General features: G+C 35.6%; 26 protein-coding genes and 1 pseudogene. 10 read left to right on the top strand and 17 right to left on the bottom strand.

Going from position 1 to position 24,639, the window contains the following annotated elements; genetic code table 11:
- Position 1 precedes the first annotated feature (1 nt).
- The 4 genes from DRF57_RS18465 (at position 2) to DRF57_RS18450 (ending at position 4,113) form a co-directional block, all read left to right on the top strand.
- Positions 2 to 940 carry an alpha/beta fold hydrolase gene (locus tag DRF57_RS18465; protein ID WP_115920109.1) on the top strand — a complete coding sequence of 313 codons (939 nt, stop codon included), beginning with the start codon at positions 2 to 4 and terminating at the stop codon, positions 938 to 940.
- Between the two features lie 349 nt (positions 941 to 1,289).
- The gene (bla, locus tag DRF57_RS18460; protein ID WP_115920107.1) at positions 1,290 to 2,177 is read left to right on the top strand and encodes a class A beta-lactamase, subclass A2; all 888 of its coding nucleotides are present in this window, start codon (positions 1,290 to 1,292) and stop codon (positions 2,175 to 2,177) included.
- A 124-nt stretch (positions 2,178 to 2,301) separates the two neighbouring features.
- Positions 2,302 to 3,060, top strand: coding sequence for an alpha/beta hydrolase family protein (locus tag DRF57_RS18455; RefSeq protein WP_115920105.1), 759 nt, complete (start codon positions 2,302 to 2,304; stop codon positions 3,058 to 3,060).
- 15 nt (positions 3,061 to 3,075) lie between these two features.
- A complete protein-coding gene (locus tag DRF57_RS18450; protein ID WP_115920103.1) occupies positions 3,076 to 4,113 on the top strand; it encodes a serine hydrolase domain-containing protein in 1,038 nt (345 codons plus the stop codon).
- A 68-nt stretch (positions 4,114 to 4,181) separates the two neighbouring features.
- Here DRF57_RS18450 and DRF57_RS18445 read toward each other — a convergent pair whose 3' ends face one another.
- Positions 4,182 to 5,405: a winged helix-turn-helix domain-containing protein gene (locus DRF57_RS18445; RefSeq protein ID WP_115920101.1), complete on the bottom strand. Its 1,224-nt coding sequence runs from the start codon at positions 5,403 to 5,405 to the stop codon at positions 4,182 to 4,184.
- Positions 5,406 to 5,629: 224 nt separating this feature from the next.
- On the opposite strand from DRF57_RS18445, the gene DRF57_RS18440 reads away from it, so the two are divergent.
- Positions 5,630 to 6,079, top strand: coding sequence for a MarR family winged helix-turn-helix transcriptional regulator (locus DRF57_RS18440; RefSeq protein ID WP_047486314.1), 450 nt, complete (start codon positions 5,630 to 5,632; stop codon positions 6,077 to 6,079).
- A 22-nt stretch (positions 6,080 to 6,101) separates the two neighbouring features.
- Positions 6,102 to 6,950: a universal stress protein gene (locus DRF57_RS18435; protein WP_115920099.1), complete on the top strand. Its 849-nt coding sequence runs from the start codon at positions 6,102 to 6,104 to the stop codon at positions 6,948 to 6,950.
- Between the two features lie 76 nt (positions 6,951 to 7,026).
- Here the strand turns inward: DRF57_RS18435 and DRF57_RS18430 are convergent, their stop codons facing one another.
- A complete protein-coding gene (locus tag DRF57_RS18430) occupies positions 7,027 to 7,623 on the bottom strand; it encodes a Crp/Fnr family transcriptional regulator (protein WP_047485871.1) in 597 nt (198 codons plus the stop codon).
- A 49-nt stretch (positions 7,624 to 7,672) separates the two neighbouring features.
- On the bottom strand, positions 7,673 to 8,029 hold the full coding sequence (locus DRF57_RS18425; RefSeq protein ID WP_047485873.1) for a winged helix-turn-helix transcriptional regulator: 357 nt from the start codon (positions 8,027 to 8,029) through the stop codon (positions 7,673 to 7,675).
- A 120-nt stretch (positions 8,030 to 8,149) separates the two neighbouring features.
- On the opposite strand from DRF57_RS18425, the gene DRF57_RS18420 reads away from it, so the two are divergent.
- Positions 8,150 to 8,752, top strand: coding sequence for an FMN-dependent NADH-azoreductase (locus DRF57_RS18420; RefSeq protein WP_084087756.1), 603 nt, complete (start codon positions 8,150 to 8,152; stop codon positions 8,750 to 8,752).
- 77 nt (positions 8,753 to 8,829) lie between these two features.
- Here the strand turns inward: DRF57_RS18420 and DRF57_RS18415 are convergent, their stop codons facing one another.
- Positions 8,830 to 9,459: a TetR/AcrR family transcriptional regulator gene (locus DRF57_RS18415; RefSeq protein ID WP_047486316.1), complete on the bottom strand. Its 630-nt coding sequence runs from the start codon at positions 9,457 to 9,459 to the stop codon at positions 8,830 to 8,832.
- A gap of 543 nt (positions 9,460 to 10,002) precedes the next feature.
- On the opposite strand from DRF57_RS18415, the gene DRF57_RS18410 reads away from it, so the two are divergent.
- Positions 10,003 to 10,449, top strand: a complete 447-nt coding sequence (locus tag DRF57_RS18410; protein WP_047485877.1) for a KTSC domain-containing protein — start codon at positions 10,003 to 10,005, stop codon at positions 10,447 to 10,449.
- A gap of 80 nt (positions 10,450 to 10,529) precedes the next feature.
- Here DRF57_RS18410 and DRF57_RS18405 read toward each other — a convergent pair whose 3' ends face one another.
- From DRF57_RS18405 to gndA, 4 genes are all read right to left on the bottom strand, one after another.
- The gene (locus DRF57_RS18405; protein ID WP_228450368.1) at positions 10,530 to 11,036 is read right to left on the bottom strand and encodes a RidA family protein; all 507 of its coding nucleotides are present in this window, start codon (positions 11,034 to 11,036) and stop codon (positions 10,530 to 10,532) included.
- A 249-nt stretch (positions 11,037 to 11,285) separates the two neighbouring features.
- Complete coding sequence (gene pgl / locus DRF57_RS18400) at positions 11,286 to 11,996, bottom strand: 6-phosphogluconolactonase (RefSeq protein WP_115920097.1); 711 nt, start codon at positions 11,994 to 11,996, stop codon at positions 11,286 to 11,288.
- A gap of 24 nt (positions 11,997 to 12,020) precedes the next feature.
- Positions 12,021 to 13,502: a glucose-6-phosphate dehydrogenase gene (gene zwf, locus DRF57_RS18395; RefSeq protein ID WP_115920095.1), complete on the bottom strand. Its 1,482-nt coding sequence runs from the start codon at positions 13,500 to 13,502 to the stop codon at positions 12,021 to 12,023.
- 11 nt (positions 13,503 to 13,513) lie between these two features.
- Entirely contained in the window at positions 13,514 to 14,932 is a 1,419-nt protein-coding gene (gndA, locus tag DRF57_RS18390) for an NADP-dependent phosphogluconate dehydrogenase (RefSeq protein WP_115920093.1), read from the bottom strand.
- 362 nt (positions 14,933 to 15,294) lie between these two features.
- Here gndA and DRF57_RS18385 point away from each other — a divergent pair, with 362 nt between their 5' ends.
- Both DRF57_RS18385 and DRF57_RS18380 read left to right on the top strand, forming a co-directional pair.
- A complete protein-coding gene (locus DRF57_RS18385; RefSeq protein ID WP_047485886.1) occupies positions 15,295 to 15,654 on the top strand; it encodes a hypothetical protein in 360 nt (119 codons plus the stop codon).
- 305 nt (positions 15,655 to 15,959) lie between these two features.
- Positions 15,960 to 16,577, top strand: coding sequence for a Crp/Fnr family transcriptional regulator (locus DRF57_RS18380; protein ID WP_228450367.1), 618 nt, complete (start codon positions 15,960 to 15,962; stop codon positions 16,575 to 16,577).
- Between the two features lie 122 nt (positions 16,578 to 16,699).
- On the opposite strand, the gene DRF57_RS18375 is transcribed toward DRF57_RS18380, so the two are convergent.
- The 9 genes and pseudogenes from DRF57_RS18375 to DRF57_RS18335 all read right to left on the bottom strand — a co-directional run.
- Positions 16,700 to 17,860 (bottom strand): aminotransferase class I/II-fold pyridoxal phosphate-dependent enzyme, encoded by a 1,161-nt coding sequence (locus DRF57_RS18375; protein ID WP_115920175.1) that lies wholly within the window; start codon positions 17,858 to 17,860, stop codon positions 16,700 to 16,702.
- Positions 17,861 to 17,914: 54 nt separating this feature from the next.
- Positions 17,915 to 18,475: pseudogene (locus DRF57_RS18370) on the bottom strand (acetyltransferase); the annotation flags it as partial.
- A gap of 18 nt (positions 18,476 to 18,493) precedes the next feature.
- Positions 18,494 to 19,099, bottom strand: a complete 606-nt coding sequence (locus DRF57_RS18365; protein WP_115920173.1) for a sugar transferase — start codon at positions 19,097 to 19,099, stop codon at positions 18,494 to 18,496.
- 4 nt (positions 19,100 to 19,103) lie between these two features.
- Positions 19,104 to 20,195: a glycosyltransferase family 4 protein gene (locus tag DRF57_RS18360; RefSeq protein WP_047485890.1), complete on the bottom strand. Its 1,092-nt coding sequence runs from the start codon at positions 20,193 to 20,195 to the stop codon at positions 19,104 to 19,106.
- A gap of 64 nt (positions 20,196 to 20,259) precedes the next feature.
- Entirely contained in the window at positions 20,260 to 20,835 is a 576-nt protein-coding gene (locus DRF57_RS18355) for an acyltransferase (protein ID WP_206607204.1), read from the bottom strand.
- Positions 20,813 to 21,709 (bottom strand): glycosyltransferase family 2 protein, encoded by an 897-nt coding sequence (locus tag DRF57_RS18350; protein ID WP_115920091.1) that lies wholly within the window; start codon positions 21,707 to 21,709, stop codon positions 20,813 to 20,815. The genes DRF57_RS18355 and DRF57_RS18350 overlap by 23 nt, the downstream gene beginning before the upstream one ends.
- A gap of 3 nt (positions 21,710 to 21,712) precedes the next feature.
- Positions 21,713 to 22,867 (bottom strand): glycosyltransferase family 4 protein, encoded by a 1,155-nt coding sequence (locus DRF57_RS18345; protein ID WP_115920089.1) that lies wholly within the window; start codon positions 22,865 to 22,867, stop codon positions 21,713 to 21,715.
- Positions 22,868 to 22,875: 8 nt separating this feature from the next.
- Positions 22,876 to 23,898 (bottom strand): ATP-grasp domain-containing protein, encoded by a 1,023-nt coding sequence (locus DRF57_RS18340; RefSeq protein WP_115920086.1) that lies wholly within the window; start codon positions 23,896 to 23,898, stop codon positions 22,876 to 22,878.
- The coding region (locus DRF57_RS18335) for an oligosaccharide flippase family protein (protein WP_157969915.1) at positions 23,895 to 24,639 on the bottom strand (745 nt) is incomplete at its 5' end. The genes DRF57_RS18335 and DRF57_RS18340, both read right to left, overlap by 4 nt.

Genomic DNA, 24,639 nt, shown 5'->3' with positions numbered 1-24,639 from the left:
GATGAAAGAGACTTCAAATTACTTACCCAGTGTTGTAAGTGATGAAACCCATGAGTTATACTACACCTTCTACCAACCTGAAACAACAGCAAAAGCTACTATACTGATCCTTCACGGTATGCAGGAGCACAGTGGCCGCTATGCAGACTTTGCCAAGTACCTGGCTCACCAAGGTTTTGCAGTACTTACCTATGATCATTTAGGACATGGGAAAACAGCAAAAACTAAAGAGGAACTGGGATTTTTCACTTTAAAAGCCCCGGAAAAACGACTTATACGGGATGCCAGAAATATGGCTGAGTTCGTTGAAAAAAGTTATCCGGAAGTCCCTCATTTTATTATAGGACATTCAATGGGATCATTTATTACAAGATGTTTACTAAGAAAACAATCATCCCGTTTCAAAGGGGCTGTCATCATAGGAACAGGTGGTCAAAACCCGGCTATTGGACCCGCTAAAGGGCTGCTTTCTCTTCTCAGCTCCGTATCTCCCTATAATCGCAGCGAACTTATCGCCGAATTATTTGGTAAACTAAGCAACAGTCATTTTAAGGATGAAGAATTTGACTACGGTACCAACTGGCTAAGTGTAAATAAAGAAAACAGAAAAGCTTTCATGCTTGATGAATTGTGTGGGGTCCCCTTTAGCAATAATGCATTCTATACCCTTTTTTCAGTGATGGAAACGGCAACTGCCAGAGATTGGTCAAAATCTATTTCTCAGGACTTTCCTTTCATTTTTATAAGTGGAGCTGATGATCCTGTGGGAGACTTTAGTAAGGGGGTACAATCTACTGTCGACAATTTAAAAGCTGATGGATTCAAAAATGTACAATTGAATTTGTATGACGGAATGAGACATGAGATATTAAATGAGGATATCAAAGAACAAGTCTATGCTGATATTCTGGAATGGCTTAATAAAACTGTCAGTGAGTAATTGATCCCATTAAAAAAATACCTGGTCTGTTAATGGAATATCCTATATCCAAAGGAATCCCGTTAACAGGCTATTTTTTTTGTAACCTTTGCAACAGCATTTCCTATCACCATCGGATGACTGGCCGCATTCAACATAGAGGTCTTATCATTCATTAAAGCAATAGATCAATATAGAAAGGTTAAAAAAAATTAAATTTTCTGTTTTTTTACTATTCAAAACAAAGCTCACACCATTTTTTATTAAATTAGCAGATATTCTTCAGTATAAATCGCAAGATCCAGAATAAAGTTTTTACAGTAATTAGGATAACCTCCGCCAAAAAATAAAAAAACTAATTTTCCACAAAATGAAAAAAATGCTTTTCCTGATCTCTGTAAGTGTCATCAGTATTCAAATACATGCACAGTCCATTGAACGTTTACGAAAAGAAATACAGCAGATTATTACCTCTAAAAATGCAACGGTAGGCATTTCCATAAAAAATATCGAAGATAGAGATACTCTAAGCATCAATGGAAACAGCATGATGCCCATGATGAGTGTTTTTAAATTTCATATTGCTCTGGCAGTGCTAGATCAGGTTGATAAAGGTAAGCTAAAACTGAATCAGAAATTCTTTATCAAAAAAGAAGATCTTCTTCCCGGGACATGGAGCCCTATCCAGGAAGAATTCCCCAATGGAAATATAAATTTGACTCTTGATCAGCTATTAAAATATACAGTTTCTCACAGTGATAACAACGGCTGCGACATTCTTTTAAGAATTCTTGGCGGAACTGAACCTGTTCAAAAGTTTATTAATCAGCAAGGTATTAAAGATTTTATCATTCAAGTGAACGAGCAGCAAATGTCAAACTGGGATAACCTCTATTTAAACGTTACAACTCCTATTGCCACCACTGCCTTGCTTGAAAAATTCTATAATGGAAAAGTTTTGAAAGAAAATACATCGCAATACCTTTATCGAATTATGACAGAAACATCCCGTGGTCTGACATGGATGAAAGCAGGCTTGCCTGATCATACCGAGCTAGCCCACAGAACAGGTATTTCAAGCACCAATGAAAACAAACTGAGGGCAGCAATGAATGATGTTGGAATTTTTAAACTTCCAAATGGAAAACATATTATCCTTTCCGTTTATCTGAAAAATATAACTGAAGAACGAACTGATACCGAAAAATTAATTGCGGACATTGCTAGAGCCACATATAATTATTACAGCAAAGAATAAACCCTTTGCGGGAGAGAAAATTTCTTTTCATTTTAACAATCTATTAGTCCGCCTGAACTATAAGGCATCAAAAAATGACGATCCTCCCCTCTAAAAAAGACCTTCAACAATTACTAATTTTCCAATGAAGTTATTCCTATTCATTTTCTTAAGTATTTTTTCCATCCAGTGTTCTGTACAAAAGAATATATCTTCTGATACAACCGGAGATTTCAAACGTGATACTTTAACGTATTTTGATCAATCCAGACACAGAAAAATTCCGGTTGCCATATACAAACCTGCCAATCAGGCGAATGCAAACAAAATCCCTGTGATTTTCAGCCACGGTTGGGGTGAAAATAAAGGTGGTGATTATTTTATCTATTCTTACCTGACAGAATTCCTTGCTTCCAAAGGATATTTTGTCGTTAGTATCCAACACGAGCTTCCTACGGATGAAATGCTGGCTATGGACGGAAAACTTCAAGTGACAAGGAGACCCAATTGGGAACGCGGGGTCCAAAATATCCTTTTTGTTCTGAATACAATGAAAAAAGAATTCCCTGATCTTACCTACAGTCAACTTGCTGTAATAGGGCATTCTAACGGTGGTGATATGACGGCATTATTTGCTCATCAATATCCGGCATTGATTCATAAAGTGATTGCCCTCGACAACCGCAGAATGACATTACCCAGAACAAAATCACCTGAGATCTATACTCTCCGCTCCGATGATTACCCTGCAGATGAAGGAGTTTTACCTTTAGAAGATGAGAAAGAAAAATATGGTATGGTCGTAGAATTCACGACCATCCATCACAGCAGTATGGATAATGATGTAACGCCTGAAGAAAGGAAATATATGACCCAGAAAGTACTGGAATATTTAGAAAAATAAATCTCAGCAAAAAAAATGACATTTATAAAAAACAGTATCACTGCAATCTGCATGATCACCGGAGCACTGAATCTGAATGCTCAGAAAACAGAAACGTATTTCAAAAAAATAGACAGCATTATGACGGCATCAGCACCTATACAGTTCAATGGTGTCGTATTGGTATCTCAGGGTGAAAAAACAAAATTTATAAAATCCCATGGATACAAAGATTTTGAGAAGAAAATTCTCCTGAAAGCTGACGATCAGTTTGAGATTATGTCTAATTCTAAACAAATCACAGCCGTGTTGGTTTTACAGGCTGCTGAAAAAGGGAATCTTGACCTTCAGGTTCCCATCAAAAAATATTTACCGGAACTGAAACAATCCTGGGCAGACTCGGTAACCATCCACCACCTTCTGAACCATACCCATGGTATTGTTGATACAGACAAGCCATTGGCTTTTAAACCGGGATCACAATTCAAATATGGAAATTTATCCTACAACCTCTTGGGGAAAATTCTTCAGAATACCACTAAAAAAAGCTTTTCAGAATTGGCCAATACGCTTTTCAGAAAACTGAAAATGGAAAAAACATTCTGCTATGATCCGCAACATAATCAGGCGTTAGTTTCCGGATTTATGAATAAGGAAAACCAATTTCAAAAGGTTGAAAACTCATTTTTAAATAAGGACTTACTAGCTGCAGCAGGAATTGTGTCTACCGTTGAAGATCTTGCAAAATGGGATCAGGCTCTCTATAAAGGCAAGCTACTCTCTCCTGAATACCAGAAGATGATGATGACTCCTTCTACAAAGTCTCAACATAATGCCTTCGGGAAAGAAAGTATGGGATTTGGCTACAGCGTTAAAATTATCACGGAAAAAGGACTGAATTATTTCGGAATTACTGGACTTGGAGATGGTTTCACCTGCATGAATGTTTATTTTCCTTCCACTGACACAAGTTTGGTTATTCTTGAAAACCAAATGCCCCATGACAGCCAGTACTGGAGCTATAAGGAAGCTTCAATTAAAAATATAGTTCTGGAAAATATCGTGGGAAAATAACGTTCAGATAAGGAATACTCTTACACAGAAAAATATGGTAAGCCTCATTATTTTACGATGAGGCATTTTTATGTCATGCCTCCGCCTTTAGATTCTTTTCGAAATAAGGCTCTTTTTATGACTGCTGTCAGTTTTGAAGGACTTACCTTGGTCAGTATCAGAGATTCACAGCCATTAAATGCGGCAAAACGCTTTACCTCTTCTATAAAAGGTTCCAGCCATACTTCAGTGCTTATATCGGTGTTTTCAATAAATAAATGGATCAGTTCAAATTTTTTATCTTTCCTGTGAGTTTTACAGTCTACCCTTCCGATAAATTGATCCCCGAATAAGATAGGCAAACAGAAATAGCCATACTGCCTTTTCTCTTTTGGAGTATAACATTCAAGGCGGAAGTCAAAATTGAAAATCTGCTTAATACGGTCACGATGAATAATGGAATTATCAAACGGAGACAGCAACCTGACATGGGAAGGTGTAGAATTGAATGTTTTTTCAAGCAAATTGTTTTGTATAAAAACCGGAGGCAAACCTTCGACATCTACTTTACTGAGTGTCCCCTCTTCCATCATGGACTGCAAAGCCTTATTTACATTCGCTTTTAGTACATTTCCGGTTCTCAGATGCGTTATTTGTTTTACTGTAGTAAATCCATAGGCCCTGAGATAGGTTTTTATTAAATACTCAGCAAATTCAATGGGAGCAGGTTCTGCTGTACTGATGCTTTTGGGTAATACCCTTTCTGTGAGATCATACATTTTCTGCATACCCCTGCGTCCACAGATCATTAAATCTCCCTGCATAAAAAGTCTCTCAAGGGCTAATTTTGCGGGTTTCCAATTCCACCAGCTACCCGTTTTGCTGCTTTGGGTTTCAAAATCTCTGGCTCTTTTAGGACCTTCTGCACGAATGGTATCTATTACAGCTTGCATTACATTCTTGTCTGCATTATAGTAATGAGAGGCGTCCTGTTTAACGTGAAGCATTTGGGGTAAAGCATAACGGAAATCCTGGATAGGCAGATAAGAAGCTGCATGAAACCAATATTCAAATATCTTGCGTTCCTCTACCAATTCTTCCAGGTAATCTGTTTGAAAATCCGGAATTCTCGTCCAAAGTGTATGGTGGTGGGCCCGTTCGATAATGGAGAGGGTATCTATCTGTATATATCCAAGATGCTCCACGGCATTAAGTACAGCATTTTTTCCCGTTCCAAACGGAGATTTTTTTGTCAGTCCCTGGCTTTCCAGGGTTAAAAGCTGGAGTTGCTGCAACGTCAGTTTATTTTTCATCTTTCTTTTTCGGCTAGTTTTTTTCTTCCGGATTTCAGATCAGCCCAAACAAATGTATTGATTTTTCACCGTTAGCAGACAAGCTATTTAAGATGTAAAAATCAACAGAAAAATTATCTCTTTTTTGCGACCAATTAGTTTTAATTAAAACTAATTTTGAGTATATTTGTTAGGAAAGTATGAGAAGTTCTTTTTATACTTATCATAATTATTTATTAAAAATTATGCCTGCAAAATCAACCCATATTTCAGAACTGGCCTTAGAACTAGGGCTGGCTATGAGTGAGATGAAAAGTCGGTTACGACAAAAGATTCAGTCCAAGATTAATGAATATGATTCTGATCTTTCTTTTGAACTGATTGAGATTTTGGGTCTTCTTTCCCGCAATAACGGTATCAACCAGCAGGAAATTGGAACTCAGGTGAGCAAGGACAAGTCCAGCATCACCTACCTCATCAACAATCTTGTAAAGCGGGAATTAGTAGAACGGATTGAAAATGAGAATGACCGAAGAAATAAACAGATTTTTCTTACGTCCAAAGGACAGCAGACCATAGAAGCTATCTACCCATTGGCCCTGGAGCTTTATGAAAAAGCAGCTGGAGATCTTCATAAAGATGAGATCAACAAAGCCCTTATTCTGGTCAGAAAAATGACGGCCAACCTTGAATAATCAGGATCTAAAATAATAAAATATGAGAACAATCCTTGTACCCATTGATTTTACATCAACAACAGAAAATGCAGTAAAACTGGCTGCAGAATGGGCAAAACATTACGAATATGAGCATATTATTCTGTTAAAAACCGCGGGAGAATCTGAATTTGATTTTCTTCATATAGCGGAAGGACATTCATTCGTTAATGAAGAAAACATCAATAATTTACTCGAAAGAACAGAGACACTGCTGAATCAGCTAAGCAGTATGATTACAGAAAAGGCACCTGATATAAAAGTTTCAAAAGTGCTCAGTGACTGGGCTGTTACAAGAAGTATCAATGAGATTTTAAATAATCAGCCATCCGTGGAACTGATTATCCTGGGAAGTGATGACTCTGCTTCTACTACCACCAGCTATGTTTCGGACAATATTATAAGCATTGCAAGAACAAGCCCTGTCAAAACCTTAATTGTTCCCAATAGCTACAGCTATACTCCCATTAAGAATATATTTATTCCCTGCGATGTCAAAGGCATTAAAAAATTAGAGAGATTATTTCATCACAAGTCTCTTATTCAAAAGCAGGATGTCCGTTTACAGTTTTTAAATATAAATACCCATGAAGGTGAGGATACCAGTACTGACAAGAAGAAAGAACTGGAAGAGTATATCCGTCTGCATCTTACTGAGATCCCAAGCAGTATTCATTATTCATACGATGAAAACATTATCAACGGGATCCTGAATTTTGCCTCTTCCCATGAAACTGATCTTATCATTGCATTACCGGGCAGGCATAGTTTCCTGTATTATTTGGCAAGCAGAAGTATTTCCGAAGGGATTTACCAGAATACCCATCAACCTGTTTTGATATTGAAATAATGTTCAGTTTACAGAGCCGGAGCAATACTTCTTTAAGGGATACCTCAACTTTTCTTTTTAATAAGCTTTTTGAAAATTAATAATAAATCTTGGTGTTATCGAGTTTAACAAGGTTTTGCTCCTGCATTTTTTTGACATTCCGAATCACAGTTTCTACCCTTAGACCCGTTAAAGTGGCTATCTGCTGCCTGGTATAAGGAATCAGAAAAGAATAAGCCTCTTCAAATCCGAAATAATTTTTAAGATGATCAAAAAGCTTCTCAAGCTTGACCATAGGGTCAGAAATAGCCAAAAAGCTCGAGATCATATACCTGAAATGCAGTCTGTCTGCTGTATACCTGCTCAATTCCAACATTAACGTTGGAGTTTCCAGTAAAATGCTTACAATCTTATTTTTGGAAATCTTTATGATCTCACAGTTTGTAACGGCAATGGCATTGACAGCATAATGATGGGTGGTAAATAAATAACTTTCTCCAATACAATGTCCATCAAAAGGCAGCCCATGCACAAACTCTTTTCCATCTTCCAAAAAAGTATTCAGCTTTACCGTGCCTGTCTTTATCTGCAAATAATATTTAGCACCTGTTCCTTCCTCAAAAATATAGTCCCCTACATTGTATTTTTCCAGTCGGGCCCCATGAGAAAATAGTAGGTCTTCACATATAATCATCTTGTCATTATTTAAATAAATTAATTAAATGTAGGGAATAGTGGCCCCGTCAGGCGGTAATTTTCTTTTTATGTTTTACGCCCCAGTCTGCTAAAGCAGCAATTACATCTTTTAATGACTGGCTGTATTCAGTGGGAATATATTCCACTAAAACAGGTTTATGGTCAGCAAGAACCGACCTCTCTACCAAATGATTGACCTCCAGTTTTTTCAATTCACTCGACAATACTCTTGCAGAAATTCCATGTATCGTTCGCTGCAGTTCGTTAAACCGGGTGTGTCCCCCCAAGATGGCTATCATTACACGTATAGTCCATCTTCCACCAAGAACGTATAAAGCATCTTCAGTAGCAGATAGATGGGTAGTACATTGAGGCTGTGAGTACGTTGGTTTTTCTTCTTCCATTTTACTTACTTTTTGGGGTTACTAACCTAAAAGTTATTACTAACCTTTTGGTAACTACTATCTTTTTTTTAGTAAATATAAATAATTTTGAAATATCAAATTTTTAAAAAAATAAAAAAAATGAAACAAGTACTTCATATTATTTCAAGTCCCAGAACAGAATCATCAGTAAGCAAAAAATTGGGCAGCGCAGTGGTAGAAAAAATTAAAAACAGATATCCCGAAATTATTTTAAAAAAACGTGATTTGACCAATCCCCTTTTCCCTCATTTGGAAGAGAAGCAAATCACAGCGTTCTTTACCCCTGCTGAACACCGTACTCCTGAGCAATTAGAATTTATTAAACTTTCTGACACTGTAATTTCGGAACTGCAGGAAGCAGATTTCATCGTCATTGAAACTCCTCTGTATAATTTCAGTATAACGTCTACCTTGAAATCCTGGCTTGATCATATCGCCAGAGCAGGTGTTACTTTTCGGTATGACGAAAACGGGCCCGAGGGATTGGTCAAAAACAAGAAAGTATACCTGGCTTTTTCAAGTGGTGGAATTTATTCCGAAGGTGAAAAACAAGGTTACGATTTTGTAATTCCTTATCTCGAAAAAACACTTGGTTTTATGGGAATGAACGATATCTCAGTGGTTCGGGCTGAAGGTTTATCCGTTCCTGTTATTCAGGAAACAGCTCTGCAAAAAGGCATTGAAAGTATTGTTGTTGAATAGGAATTATAAAAATGCTGCTCTCAAAGGGCAGCATTTTTTATTTTATGGGACGTTTTTGTAGTAATAAGGATTGAATATTACAGTTTTTCATAGGTTTGTTCTACCAGAAAAGAGACTGCTTTTTTGATTTTATCACGCCCTTCAGGGGTATTGACGTCTATCCCACAAAAAATACTGCCATTCAGGGAAGAATAAAGATTCAAGTAATACAGTCCTGAAACCATAATAGCCATAATAGCACGAAAATCTTGAGAATGTTCTTTGAAATAGGGGTCTCCAATAAGTGTAAACAGATTTTCTCCGCTTTCTTCCTGTCTTTCGGTCAGTTTTGCTAATGACTTTCTGGGTTCTGATAAACGCCACAGTAATAATTTTTGAAACTCTTTGTTGCTGAATACATAATCAAATTGTGTGAGTAACAAATGCTCCGTAAGTAACTTTCCTCCGTCTGATAAATCAGGCAATGTCTGTTCGGTTGTTACATTACTCCAGTAATCCTGCGAACGTATATATTCATCCATCAGACCATCCATTCCTCCAAAATAGGTATAGATCATTTTCTTGTCTACTCCCGCTGTAGCAGCAATATCATTGATTTTTAAGGCTGCATATCCTTTTGTTTTCAGAATTTTTCCAACCGCATCCAAAAATTTCTTTTTACTGCGTTCCTTGTTTCGGATACTGCCTGCTGCTGATTTTCTCTCCATGATAAACATTCAATATACAAGTTTATGAAAAATTTTTATCATTTTAGACACTTCGTAGTGTCTTATTGTGTATATTTGTGCAAACTAATACCATTTTATATATTAAAAAACACTTAATTGAAGTTGTAAAAAGATATTCCAAACTTTCGTGAAGGGTCAGTCAGTATCACCTTTTGCCACAGCAGTCATCCTAAAAGCTGTAGAAAAAGGCAGATAAACACTGAATGATCCTCACGTTACAAGGTTTTCCCGATTTATTCCTTCAGACTAAGATTGTTTTTACGAAGTAATGCAAATGATGATGGAACACAAATATGATTAAGCAGATTATTTCGAACACCATTTTACCAAGGTAAAAATGTGAACTGTGTACAGCACCATTAGAAAACTAATGATGCTGTTTTGTTTTATAGCATCTTGATAGTGAGATACTATGGAATTAACAACTCTTTTTTCCGGCTCGAAATAAATTAATAATGAATAACTTACGTTTTTTTGAATTAATTTTCTTAATTTTGCACCCCGAAAATAAGGATTCAAAATATGAAAAGAATTGGTGAGCACAGAAAGCTTCTTGGAGTTGACAAAACTGTTACTTTAAAAGAATTAAAGACTATTTACAGGAATACGATGAAAGATTCCCATCCTGATAAGTTTATTAATGATGAAGCTGGAAAACTGGAAGCAGAAGAAAAGAGCAAATCTGTGATTGAGGCTTACCACTTTTTGGTAAGTATTAATCCTGAAACACAGGAAAAATATAAGGAAGAATATACGGAAACGACAACAAAATCAAATATTCAGGATTTCTATCTTGAAAAACAGATTTTAAAAGTTCAGCATTTGAACGGAAAAATGTATGAATATATTGGTGTTCCAAGAAACACCTATATCAAAATGGTTAATTCGGATTCACCAAGCCGTTTTGCAAGAAGACATATTTATGGGAACTTCATCTACAGAAAGTCCGGTGAGGCTATGGAAGATTAATGTTTCATTTCAAATAAATAAAAAGGCTTTCAGTTGTTCTGAAAGCCTTTTTTATAGTCTAAAAGTGGGTTCAACTGGTTTTAGTTTTTCATAAAGGCAATGGCTTCTACTTCTATCTGCATATCATCCAAAGCCAGTGTAGGAACCGGAATTAATGTACTTGCCGGAAATTCATCGCTTTTCCATGCATTATGCATTTCTTCTGTCCATATTTTAAGCTTTTCCTGATTATGATTTACAATGAGTATGGTAATTTTAAGAACATCCCTGGTTTGCAGTCCATAATCTGCAAGTACCGTTTCCAGGTTTTTCAGAGCAAATCTTACCTGGGTTCTGAAATCTTTTGAAAGATTGTGTTTCAAGCCTTCTCCTCCGCTTTGTCCGGATATAAATACATATTTCCCCTCCCCTTCATGAGTTGTAGAATGAGAAAATGCAAACGGTGTCGGGTCAAAAAGAGTTTTTGGATTTTTGTGAGTAATAGTATTCATAGTATTGGATCTGATTGGTTTAAGATTATTCGTGTTTTGTGAAAAAGCCAGAACCCCTATGCAAAGAGCAGATAGATTAAATAGTATACGTTTCATAATATTTTTTGTTTTGAATTATTGAAAACAAATGTATCGATGAAGAGCATCAAAAAACTCTACATATGTTGACGTTTCTTATTTTTATAGGCAGTACATTGTCCGTTTTATATTCGGATGACAAATACTCAATCACACTGCTAAGAAATAAAAACAGTACCATTAGAAATCCAATGGTACTGTTTTATGGTGTCAGGAGCAGTAAGCTTTCCTGCTCTAAACCTGAATCTAAGATCTATCTATAATAGACTATCCTTTTGCTTTTTCATCAGTGAAAAACTGAAAGCCTTCTTTTTTATGAATAAGCTGTAGTGGGTATAATTTGGGATTATATTCTCCCTGTAATACTTCATTCAATGCATGTTTTTTGGATTCTCCGAAGGCTACAACCAGTATATTTTCAGCTTTATTGATCAACGGTGCAGTCAATGTGATCCTAAACATTTCCTGAGGTTTCAGATAATAAGCAGAAACCCATTTTTCATTTTCATCCAGAACTTCTTCACCTGGAAATAAAGAGGCAGTATGGCCATCGTCTCCCATCCCTAAAAGGATAAAATCAAAAATACCTTCCTTACCAAGAACACTTTTAATCTGTTGCTCATATTCTTTGGCATAATCTTCCGGAAGTATTCCTTCCTGATACATAGGGAAAATATGGTCTTTAGTCACAGGAACCTGATTAAGCAGTTCCTCAAATGTCATACGTGCATTACTTTTCTCATCGTCCAGAGGAACCCATCGCTCATCCACCCAAAAAAAATATAGTTTATTCCATTCAATTTTTCCTGCATATTCCTCTGTTGCCAGCAATTTAAAAATCGCTTTGGGAGAAGAACCTCCGCTTAAAGCTACTGTAAAACGGTTATTTTTACGGATAGCTTCTTTTGAAAGATCAACAAATGTATCTGCCGCCTTTCTGTACAGTTTTTCTAAATCATTAAATACTGTAATATTCATTTTCGTCTGTTTAAATTGATTGTATTATACCCAGCTGTGGCCCTGTCTTTCTACCAAAGCAAAACTCTCTTCCGGTCCCCAGCTTCCTGCACTATAGTTTGGAAAAGATGAGTCTTTATTATTTTCCCAGGCTTCCTGAATTGTTTTGACAACATCCCAGGCTTCTTCCACCTGATCGGAACGCATAAATAGGGTAAGATCCCCCAAAAGGGCATCCAATAATAAGGTTTCATAAGCTTCCGGATTATCTTCCTGACATACAAAATTATCAAAGATCATTTCTACCGGCTGTAAAACCAGCGATAGTCCTGGCTTTTTGGTCATAAACTGCAGTCTGATATCCATCATCGGCTGAATATTAATAATAAGTCTGTTGGCTGATAAAAGATGAGGACTTCCTGAAAAAGTAGAATGAGGAAGAGGCTTAAACTGAATGGTAATATAAGAATGTTTCTCTTTCATTTTTTTTCCGGTACGAACATAAAAAGGAACATCTTGCCATCTTTCGTTGTCCAGATAGAATTTTATCGCTGCAAAAGTCTCTGTATTAGAATCCGCAGCAATTCCATCTTCCTGGCGATAGCCTTTTGCTTCCACTCCGTTGATCGTACTTTTTGCATACTGACCTCTTACTGCATAATGGTCTACCTGATCCGGTGAAATTCTACGAATAGATTTCAACACATCTACTTTCCGGTCTCTAATCTCACCTGACTGTATAGAAGCCGGCGGTTCCATAGCAACCATACAAAGAATCTGCAATAAGTGATTCTGAATCATATCCTTCAGCGCTCCGGTCTGTTCGTAGAAAGCGCCTCTTGTTTCCACCCCTACTTCTTCAGCTACCGTAATCTGTACTGATTCTATGTACTTATAATTCCATAAAGGTTCAAAAATCGAATTCCCAAATCTGAATGCCAATATATTCTGTACGGTTTCTTTCCCCAGATAATGGTCGATACGGTAAATCTGCTCTTCCTCGAATGTTTGCGACAGAAGGCTGTTGAGCTCAATCGCAGATTGTTTATCATGCCCAAAGGGTTTTTCAATAATAATACGGTCTTTTTTAGCATCAGAAGCTAAAGATGTATTTTTGATATGATTGGAAATCGTAGCAATGAAATTAGGACCAATGGATAAGTAAAACAGCCTGTTGGCTCTCATTCCGTAAACGGTATCAAAATCTTTTAATTTCTGGTGGAGATCCTGATATGAGCTTTCCTGATCCAGCTGGTGCTGAAAGTAGGTAATATGAGCCTGAAAACCTGCCCAATCTTCGGAAGTGATTTTTTTTCTGGAGAATTTCTCCAGATTTTCTTTGATATAATTTCTAAAATATTCGTCGGTATTATCTGCCCTTCCTAGTGCAATAATATTAAAGCCTTTGGGCATTCTGCCGTCGATATATAAATTATAAAACGCCGGAAAAAGTTTTCTTTTAGCAAGATCTCCTGTAGCACCAAAAATAATGATTGTAGTTGGCTGCAAGATTTTATTTTCATTCATTTTTCCGAATTTTAATTGTTTACACTATTCCATACCGTATGAAAAACACCTTCTCTGTCAATTCGCTGATAGGTGTGTGCCCCAAAGTAGTCACGTTGGGCCTGGATAAGATTTACCGGTAGAGACTCTGTAGTATAGGCATCGAAATATCCTAAAGCCGTTTGAATTCCTAAGCTTGAAATTCCATTTTCGGCAGCATATCCTGCTGTTTTTCTTAATGCTTTAATTTTTGATTTAACCAGAACAGCAATATTCGGGTCCAGTAAAATATTAGAAAGGTTAGGATCTTTGGTATATGCGGCATAGAATTTTTCCAGCAATACCGAACGGATAATACAGCCTCCTCTCCATATTTTCACAACATCCTTCAGCGGAATCTGGAAGCTATACTCTTCTGACGCTTTCACCAGTAAAGCCAAACCTTGTGCATAGCTGATTAATGTGGCCAGAAAAAGAGCATCTCCCACTTCCTGAATGAATAGCTTGATATCTTCCGGACTTGTAATTTCTTTTTCAGAATACAATTGGGAAGCCAGAATTCGCTCTTCTTTATATGCTGATAAAATTCGGGATGTTACTGCGATATCAATTGTCGGGATAGAAACACCAATTTCCATAGCTTGCTCAGAAGTCCATTTTCCGGTTCCTTTGGCTCCGGCTTTATCTAAAATCTGATCTACAAGAAAACTGTCGGTTAATGAATCTTTCTGCTGAAAAATATCTCTTGTGATTTCGATCAAAAAAGAATTCATTTCTCCGTTATTCCATTCTTTGAAAACTTCGTAGAGCTGATCGTTATTTAATCCTGCTCCTCTTTTGAGAAGATCATATGCTTCGCTGATAAGCTGCATAATGGCATATTCAATTCCATTATGTACCATTTTCACATAGTTTCCGGCAGAACCTTTTCCCATATATGCGGTACAGGCTTCATTATCTACTTTTGCGGCAATGGCTTCAAGCATCGGCTGAAGAAGGGTAAATGCTTCCAAATCTCCTCCCGGCATAATGCTGGGACCAGTTCTGGCTCCCTTTTCTCCACCTGAAACTCCCATTCCCATGAAATGCAGATTTTTTGAAGCTAAATCTTCAACGCGTCTATTGGTGTCTTTAAAATATGAATTCCCTGCATCAATAACAATATCTCCCTTGCTTAAAAGGGGTGTAATATTTTCTAAGACTGCATCTACGGGCTTACCTGCAGGAACCATAAGAATAATCTTTCGGGGTGTTTCCAGTGCAGCTACAAAATCTTCCAAAGTTCCTGTACCCTTTACCTTCATTTGTGAAGAAGCCCCTTCTTGTAATTCTTTTATTTTCACTTCATCAAGATCGAATCCTGCGATTGAAAAACCATTATCTGCAATATTATAAAGAAGATTACGACCCATTACTCCAAGGCCAATCATTCCATAATTATATCTCTCCATTGTATTGATATTAGTATATTTTCTGTTTACAGAGAATAAATTTACGTAAATGCCTATCAGGAAAAAAATAAAGAATAGAAAAAATCCGATGCTTTTTTACTTATCACTCATTTATAAGCTGATAATTTTATAGGATTGTAATGTAAGACCTCTAATTATTCTTCTCAGGATACTACTTAAAATCAGCTTATTCTATGCTATTTGCAGTATAAAATATCCACACATCGTGAACAAAAACTCCTTTTTTTAATGTTCTCTTTTTTATAGAATTAATAAAATTCAATCATTATAATGGGAACGATCTATTAAATTGGTACTGGTTTTTGGCATAATTAACCTTATATTTACCAAAATTTAAATTAATGAATTATAAGCTTGAGCTTAATACGCAGAAGCCTAACTCTAAAATTGTTTTTAACACGATCATATTTGATTCGTTCAAAGTTAATATTGTAGAAAGATATATTGGATCTATGCAATCCCGTCCAACGTTATGTGAAGCTTTATTTAAAGTGAGAACGTTAGATGATGATCTGATTAAAAGAAGAGATGGTAACGTAAGAATAAAAATTAAAGGTGATCAGTTTGAAGCTTATCAGGAATTGATAGGAAAGCTGAGTTCTTACGAATATAAAAATAAACTGATCAACAGAAAAGATGTTGAACAGGATTATGTACATTTTATTTTGAGCTTAGTGATATCTAATTACCAGCTTAATTAAATTTCGCATCTCTGGCGCGGGCTTCTCGCTCGTGCCGCTCATACACTACCTTATTCTTATACTACTCTACGAGCAGTACTCATTTATATGCTAATCCTGAAATTATACAGAAGGAGGATAGCCTGTGTCTTTATTTCGTATGGTGTTGATCATAGCTCCATATAAATTTCTGCCGAAAAAACAGGTTGCATATCTATCAGGAACACACTAACTTCATCCTTTTGAAAATTATACGGGCTTTCGTTTTTCGAAAGCTTTTCTCACTTACACTATAAAATATAGAATAAGATTAATAAATTAGGGTTATGAAAAAAACGATTAGTTGTATGAATATTGATGAAAATATTCTTCATTCATTTGGTGGTGAAAGTATAAGATATAAAGCAAAAGAGTTTATTTTCAGAGAAGGAGAACATTCATTGTATTATTTCCAGGTGATAAGCGGTAAGGTAAAGCTGAATACATTTAATGATGATGGAAAAGAATTTATCCAGAATATTCTGGGTAAAAATCAAAGTTTTGGAGATCCGCTTCTGTTTATAGACAGGCTCTATCCTACCAATGCGGTAAGCTTAGAAGCCGTAGAGATTATTAGAATGCCAAAGTCTAATTTCATAGACATGCTACAAAAACATCCTGATCTTTCTTTAGAAATGAATGCGTGCCTGTCACAAAGATTATATTATAACAGCTTAATGGTTCGGAATATGGCTTCCCAAAATCCTATTCACCGCTTACAGGGCTTAATGGAGTATCTGAAGAGTTACTATGATGGAGACTGCCAACATTGCTTTCCGGTGGAGCTTACCCGCCAGCAGATTGCTGATCTGACCGGTCTGCGGGTGGAAACAGTAATAAGAATCGTAAAAAAAATGGTCAATGAGGAAATTATAAAGCTTGACGGACGTAGAATTCTTTATTAGAATGTACCAAGGTTTATTTTAATTGAATTTCCCTATTATAAAAAACAACACCAAAAAACTATTGGTGTTGTTTTGTATTTTAATTGTATTTGGTGAAATAACAGCACTATTTGCTGATTGAATTATGATAATACCGAATATTCTTTTTTATTTGAAAAAACTTCTACCATTACTTTTGCAATTCTCTTTTTATCATCTTCTGATAAATTAGATCCTGATGGCAGACATAAACTCTTTCCGAACAGATCCTCGGCTACTTTTCCACCATAGTAAGGTGCATCTTCAAATATAGGCTGTAAATGCATTGGTTTCCAGATAGGACGGGACTCTATATTTTCGCTCAGAAATGCCAGACGCAGGTCTTCATAGCTCTTTGATGTCTTTGTTTCGTCAATGGTAATAACAGATAGCCAGTGATTGCTATAAAAATCGGAATTCGGTTCTGAAAACACTTTTACTCCTTCTATATTTTTACAAATTTCGCAATAAAAATCATGCATTTTTCTACGGCCTTCTATCCTGTCATCTAACACTTCCATTTGCCCTCTTCCAACTCCTGCACTAATATTACTCATTCTGTAATTATATCCAATTTCAGAGTGCTGATAATGTGGGGCATTATCTCTGGCCTGTGTGGAAAGAAAGACTGTTTTTTCCTTATCTTCATCAGTGTGACATACTAAGGCACCTCCTCCGGAAGTTGTAATAATTTTGTTACCATTAAATGAGAGAATACCAAAGCGTCCAAAAGTACCACAAGCTTTCCCTTTATATTTGGAGCCTAATGATTCGGCACCGTCTTCAATTAAAGGAATATCGTACTTATTAGCTATTGATAATATTTCATCCATTTTTGCCGGCATCCCGTACAGATTAACGACAATAATAGCCTTAGGTTTTTTACCTTTTGCCATTCTATCTTCTATGGCTTCCTGTAAAGCTACGGGACACATGTTCCAGGTATCTTTTTCAGAATCTATAAAAACGGGATTTGCTCCCAGGTAGACAATTGGATTGGCAGAGGCAGAAAATGTCATAGACTGACATATCACTTCATCTCCATGGCTAACATTACATTCTATCAATGCCAAATGTAGGGCAGCTGTTCCTGCAGAAAGTGCAGCTATTTTCACATCTTCACTCAAGAATATTTCCAAATCTTGTTCAAAACCATCAACATTTGGTCCTAAGGGGGCTACCCAATTTGAATCAAATGCTTCCTTGACGTACTTTAATTCGTTTCCACCCATATGGGGAGATGATAACCATATTTTTGATTTCATATTTTTACTGTTCTGGATTTTTAAACTTCTACTTTTTATAATTTTACCGGGGTTGCCTACCACTGTAGATCCGGCTGGGACATCGTTAATAATAACAGCGCCGGCTCCAATGGTACACCATTCCCCAATTTTTATTCCTTGTATGACACTAGCACCTGTTCCTATATGGGTTCCTTCCCCTACTATTACATTTCCTGCAAGTGCCGCATTAGGTGAAATGTGAACAAAATCTTCGATAATACAGTCGTGATCAACGGAAGCATTGGTATTGATAATACAGTGTTTTCCTATATCAGTTGCCGCATTTATAGTAACACCGGGCATTACAATAGTTCCTTCCCCTATCTGTAATCTTTTAGAGATTATCGCTTTTGGGTGAAGGAGTGTAGCGTAATTGAACTGTTCATTTTGACTGACTATTTTCTTCCGCAGTTTATTATTGCCTATAGAAATAAATACATCTATATCAAAAGGCGGAATCTCATGAATAACAGGGTAATTTAGTATTTTATGCTTAGACAGATTTTCATCAATGTAAGCTTTTATATTATAACCACATTCTTCAGCGACCTCAGCCACTACTTTGCCATGACCACTTGCTCCATATAAATACATACTATCTACTTTTTAAAATTAATTACTGCCATTAAAGGCTTCTATTGTTGCTTGTCCTACCTGATTTATCCCTTCTTTTTTTAGTACTTTTTTTAAGGTAAGGATAACCACTTTGCAATCTGTTGCAAATGACAAATGATCGATATACCAAATGTCTAATTCAAATTTTTTGGTCCAGGAAATGGCATTTCTCCCATTCACCTGTGCCCATCCTGTAATCCCTGGACGGATATTATGTCTGCGTTTCTGAGATTCATTATACAAAGACAAATATTGTGGCAACAAAGGTCTTGGACCTATCAATGCCATGTCTCCTTTTAATACATTGATCAGCTGTGGAAGCTCATCTAAGGAAGTCTGGCGTATAAAACTTCCCACGGGTGTTAAACGTTCCGAATCAGGCAGATAATTACCTTTTTCATCTTTTTTGTCATTCATTGTCTTAAACTTAATGATGTTGAACATCTTTTCATTCAGACCTGGTCTTGTTTGTACAAAAAAGGGGTTACCCTGGTTTGCGAAATACAGTAAGACCATAACAATAATAAAAACAGGAGCCAGCAAAATAAGCCCTATCAATGCAATCAGAAAATCTATAGCCCTTTTTAAAAAAAATTGATACATGATATTATTTTTTTTCAATTAGAGTTTTATATTCATTTAATAGTGCATTCCAAACCACTGATTGTTCGTAGCGGGACTGAATCATGGACCGTGCATTCTTTTTTAAGTGCTGGTAATAATCTTTGTCCGATATCATTTTCTCCATTGCCTCCTTCAGTTGGCCATCATTTTTCACAGGAACTATGACTCCATTCTGGTCTTCAATAATAATTTCGTTACATCCATTGATGTTAGAAACAATACTTGGCAATTCCATTGCTCCTGCCTGCATCACTACATTAGGAAACCCCTCACGATAACTTGGAAATGTCAATACATCAGCGATCGCAAAATAAGGACGAACATCCTTCTGAAAACCTACAGATATGATATCCTGATTATTTTCAATTTCTTTTAAAGTATCCGGATGCAGTGGATCGAGCTCCTGCTCCAGTGGGCCCACCAATAATAATTTAGAACGGTGTGGTGGTTCTGCTTCTTTACTTATCTGAGAAAAAGCAGTGATCAGTTCGTTTATTCCCTTGTCTCCTACCAAACGTCCTACAAATACAAATACAAAATCTGTATCCTCTATATTTAATTCCTTTTTTAAAAGCTCTTTCTGCGTATCACTAATTTGTTCGGGCGAAAAGAATGTGGTATCAATTCCGTTCGAAGAACCATTCCCTATTACTTTTAATTTGTCTTGATCTGTATAATTATTTTGTAAGATAAATTCATATAATCCTTTTGAATTGGGATAAACCATTGTTGCAGAGGAATAAGTCAATCTTTCTACAAAGTCCAGTACTTTACGTTTCGTACCTGTTGCTTCCATCAGGGGCAAACCAGCCACAGTATGTAGACGGTGGGGAACTCCCGCCAATTTTGCTGCCAACATCCCTACTATACCTGCTTTAGGTGTATGAGTGTGAACAATGTTTGGTTTTTCCTTTTTTAAAAGCTTATAAGTACTCCATAAAGACTTCATATCCTTAATAGGAGTGATCTGACGGGACATATCAATTGCTATGACTTCAATTCCTTCATCATTTTTCACTTCATCCAGTTCCTTTCCGGACGACGAAACTCCTTTTACGTCAAAATATTCTGACATAAATCGATGTTGTCCCTTCAATAAAACCTTTAAAGAAATCGGTACCGTTGTTATGCGTATCAGTTTAGTTTTCATTAATTTTCTTGATCATTTTTGCAGGAATACCTCCCAGCATACTATTATGTTCAAATGATTTATTGACTACAGCACCCGCTGCAACAATTGATCGTTTGCCGATCATAACTCCCGATAAAACTCTTACCCCACAGCCTATCCATACGTCATCTTCTATTATTACAGGACTCAGTGTTTCCTGATTATACTTAATTGGAATAGAGGTATCAGTCCATGTGTGATTGGTTGATATTAATGTAGAAGCATGAGCAATAGAGACATTATCTCCAATTTTTATCCCACCTGCTCCTTCTATATAACACATAGGATGTATACTTACATTATTTCCTATTGTTACTTTATGAAGATTGAACAAATACACACCTGGCTGCACAGATACGTTATCTCCTACCTCTAGTCCGCAATTCTTCAGAAAGACATATCTCAGGAGCAAACCTATCCTTCCATTAGTATTTCTAAACATACACAGAAAAAAATAGTTCCCTTTCCTGCCCAAGATCCCAAATACCCCTACAAGGATATTGATGATCAACTTAAATTTTTTAAATTGGTCTCTTCCTGTCATAGTTATTTTTCAGATATTTATTCAATAATAAGCCAAAAGGGAAGGCAATAACAGTTAGACCTTTATTAGAACTTTCCTTTATAATTCCTTTCTTTTCTATAGTCAAACACGAAGAAACATAATGCACAGCATTGATAAATCTTTCTTTCAGTGTATAAGCATATTTCATTCTAACTTTTCGTTCATGGATAAAACCATTTGGATTTTTAAAGTATTGTGTAATGATATTTTTTGTAGAACCATCTGCCATATATTCTACAACACATAGAGGTTCATTAAAAAACAACATATCATAATCCTGGTCTATTAAAAGATATTTGTAGCCCAGTGGGGTAAACCTTTCATTTTCAAAAACCGGATACTCAGGATACTTCCGTATAACATCAGTACGATAAACGAATTTGATATCTCCTTTAAGTCCATATTTCCCTTTCAGTTGATAATATTTCCCTGATTTCACTCCTTTAGGAAAGTTTCGGTTAGAAACAACATTTCCATCTTTATAAACATCCAGCCCCAGGATTCCTGCGTATTTTTCGCTTTTATTTTTATCCCAAAACCCTATGATTAATTCTATTGCATTTTCAGGCATAAAGTCATCTGAATCTATGCAGATATTCAGCTCTGTATGGATATGAGCATAAGCTACATTATGCCCGGTATGCATACCTCCATTTTCTTTATAAATATACCGGATAATAATTTTCCCTTCGTTTTGCCAACCATTTACCAAGTCTTTTGTATTATCGGTCGACCCATCATCTATAATCAGCCATTCAAAGTCCTGACTGGTTTGGCTTACCAAGCTGACATAAAGCTGGGGTAACAGATAAGCTCTATTATAAGTTGGTGTAAAAACAGTAATCGTCTTCATACATTATAATTTTTTTAGAACATCTTCAAATTTATTAACTTGCTTTTCAGGCGTATAATTAGCTAACAACAGCTGATATCCATTCTCAGCAAGTCTTTCATATTCAGCTCTGTTATGATGTAAATGGGTCACTGCATTAAAGTAATCATCCACCACATTAAAATCACAGATTACACCAGTATAATTATTCAGTATAAAATCTGTAACTCCACCTACAGCATTAGCTATAACAGGTTTCTTGAATGCCAGAGCTTCCATTACTACCCTTGGTAAACCTTCGGTATAAGAAGGATGGATTAGCATATCTGTTTCATTAAAATACTGATAAGGATTTTTACTATTAAGAACGATCTTCACATCGTTTTCAAGACTTTTTATTTTGATAAGCTCATTGACTTCGTTATAAAAATTTACAGAACTTGCTCCATCGTATAAACTTCCAACAATCGTAATTTCAAAATCAATTCCCTGAGCTTTCATCTTTTCAGCAAGCTCAAGTGTTAAAAGCTGGCCTTTCTCTTTTAAAAATCCTCCACAGTGCAATATTTTTAATTTTCCGGTTTTTACAACCGGGTTTTCTTTTTTAAAATTTTCAATTTTTTCAATATCAATAGCATTTGGTACCACAAAAATATTACTTAACGGAGCAAAACTCCCCGCAAAAACAGACTGTCTTGTAGATTGTGAAACGCCAAAGAAATAATCCACTCTTTTCCGATATAAAATCCGTTTCAATTTTGGAATCGAATTCAGATTAAACCATCCTCTTGCAAAAAATATAATTTTATAAGATTCATCTTTTTTTAGCAGAGAAAGTGTTTTAGAATTATTAACAACTATATAATTGATGTTATTTTTTTTTATATAATCCTTCAATACTTTTTCCATTTTTTTCTGGTCCAAGTATAAACTGGTTAATTGTTTAACCATTTGCAAAGGATTTTTGGAAGATTGTATAATAATAGCAGAATCTCTCTGGTTAAGGATTTTCAAAGGCAGATTTCTACTTTTTGCATCCTCAACAAATTCTTCACAATTCCCCCAAAAGTCAACAATATGGGCAGTATGATTTTGTTTCGTTAACCGCTCTGCCAACTCCAGTGTACTTTTCCTGGCACCTCCATGAGACTGTACTGCTTCTAAAAATAATATATTCATCTAAAAATTTATTGCTTTAAAAAATTATGAATCATTTCATTTTCCAGATTTACTTTAGATTCATGCCAATTCAAACTGGCATCATAAAACCCAGTACACTGGTCATATACATAAGGTTGAAAGCCATAGCTGATCTCTACGATGAGCGGCTCATTATCTGTATTAAATACAAAATCATAAGCAACACATCCCATATTTAGCTGATCCGCAATTTTAAAAGCTATCTTTATTGCCTGTATATTAAAATTCCCCGGTACAAACTCAAGTATTCCACTGCCTGAAGCCCTAAAATCGTTATCTCTGGTATTTCTTTTCAAATAATAACATTTATCGCCGATAACGATAAGCCTTATATCATAAGTCAGATTAGGAATGAATTCCTGGAAATAGACATAGTTTCTCTGTTTCGGAAAAACTTTGTATTGTTTATCTACAAAAATTCCTTTAAATCCCCATTTTAGAACTCTAAGAAAATTATGGAGTGTTTTCTGTCTCCAAAATCTTTCGATAGTATCCGTAAATACCGTCCACGAATCAAAGGCTTCAAACCCACGGCCAAATGCCTGTTTTACTATTTTTCTTGCCTGATCTTTTGTTTTAATAAGTTTTACATTAATTGACCCGGCACCTCCTTTTAGTTTAAAGACTTTAGGAAATGATGTGCTTTCTATATATTCATCAGCCTCTTTTTTGTGATAAAAAACATCTGATTTTACTAATGGAACTCCCAGTGCTTCCAGGAGATACTTCTGTGCTACTTTATCATCAAAATGCCAGTAAGCATCTTCATTAGGAAAAGTTTTCACCCCTATTTGGCTGATAGCTCTGAACAAAGTTCTTGCATGGAGCATATCTTCAAAATAATTCTGATCAAAATGCCACATAAAATGGGATACATTATTCTCTTTTATTTGCCTGATAATATTATTATCAAAAGCATTTAAGATGATATAAGGTATATTTCGTCCTTCCAAATATTCGATCCATCGATCTGAAAAACTTCCTTTACGATGATGTATTGCTATCTTCATTTCTTTGTTCTAAAAAATTTATAATATAATCCTCCACCCATCACACATCTTGCTAGGGATAAATTAATTGCAGCTCCTAATACAGAATAAAAATGAATCAACGGATATGCAAGAATAAACCCTAAAACAGAAGCAAATAATGTATTCTTCATGACTAGCTTATCCTGACGATGTACAATAAAATAATTAAGCCCAAAAATATTATATAGTGTATAGCCAAATAATCCTATTGCTAATATCAATAATATCCAAAAAGCATTATCATAATTCACATTTAAATACCAAAAAATCACTTTATTAAAAGCCAGTACACCAATTATCAGTACACTTATGGTAATCAACATCATGTTTTTATACCATTGAAATGCATCTTTTTTGCGGTTTAAAAAAGGAAAAAAAACACGGGAAAGAATTTCAATCAAGGTTACAATCAGGTTTACAATTGTTAAAATAGCTTGATAAATACCCACTAACTGAGCTGTTCCTAAAATCCCAAGTAAAAAGGTACTTGTATTATTATATAAAGTAGGTACAAACTGATTGATAAAAATTGATGAATTTGTTTTTATCGTGTTAACAATTATTTTATAGGGTAGAAAAATAAATTTCAGTTTATATTTCTTAATTAACAGATATTGTCCTACCAAACCTGCTCCTATATACCCGGCACTTTGTAACAGAGAATAAATCCAGAAATCACTTTCTTTTTTAATGAAAATAAAAACACATAAAGTAAAGAAA

This window comes from Chryseobacterium rhizosphaerae (assembly GCF_003385455.1).
Taxonomy (GTDB): domain Bacteria; phylum Bacteroidota; class Bacteroidia; order Flavobacteriales; family Weeksellaceae; genus Chryseobacterium; species Chryseobacterium rhizosphaerae.
The sequence above is the reverse complement of the archived record's forward strand: the minus strand, read 5'-3'. Positions and strand labels throughout refer to the sequence as shown.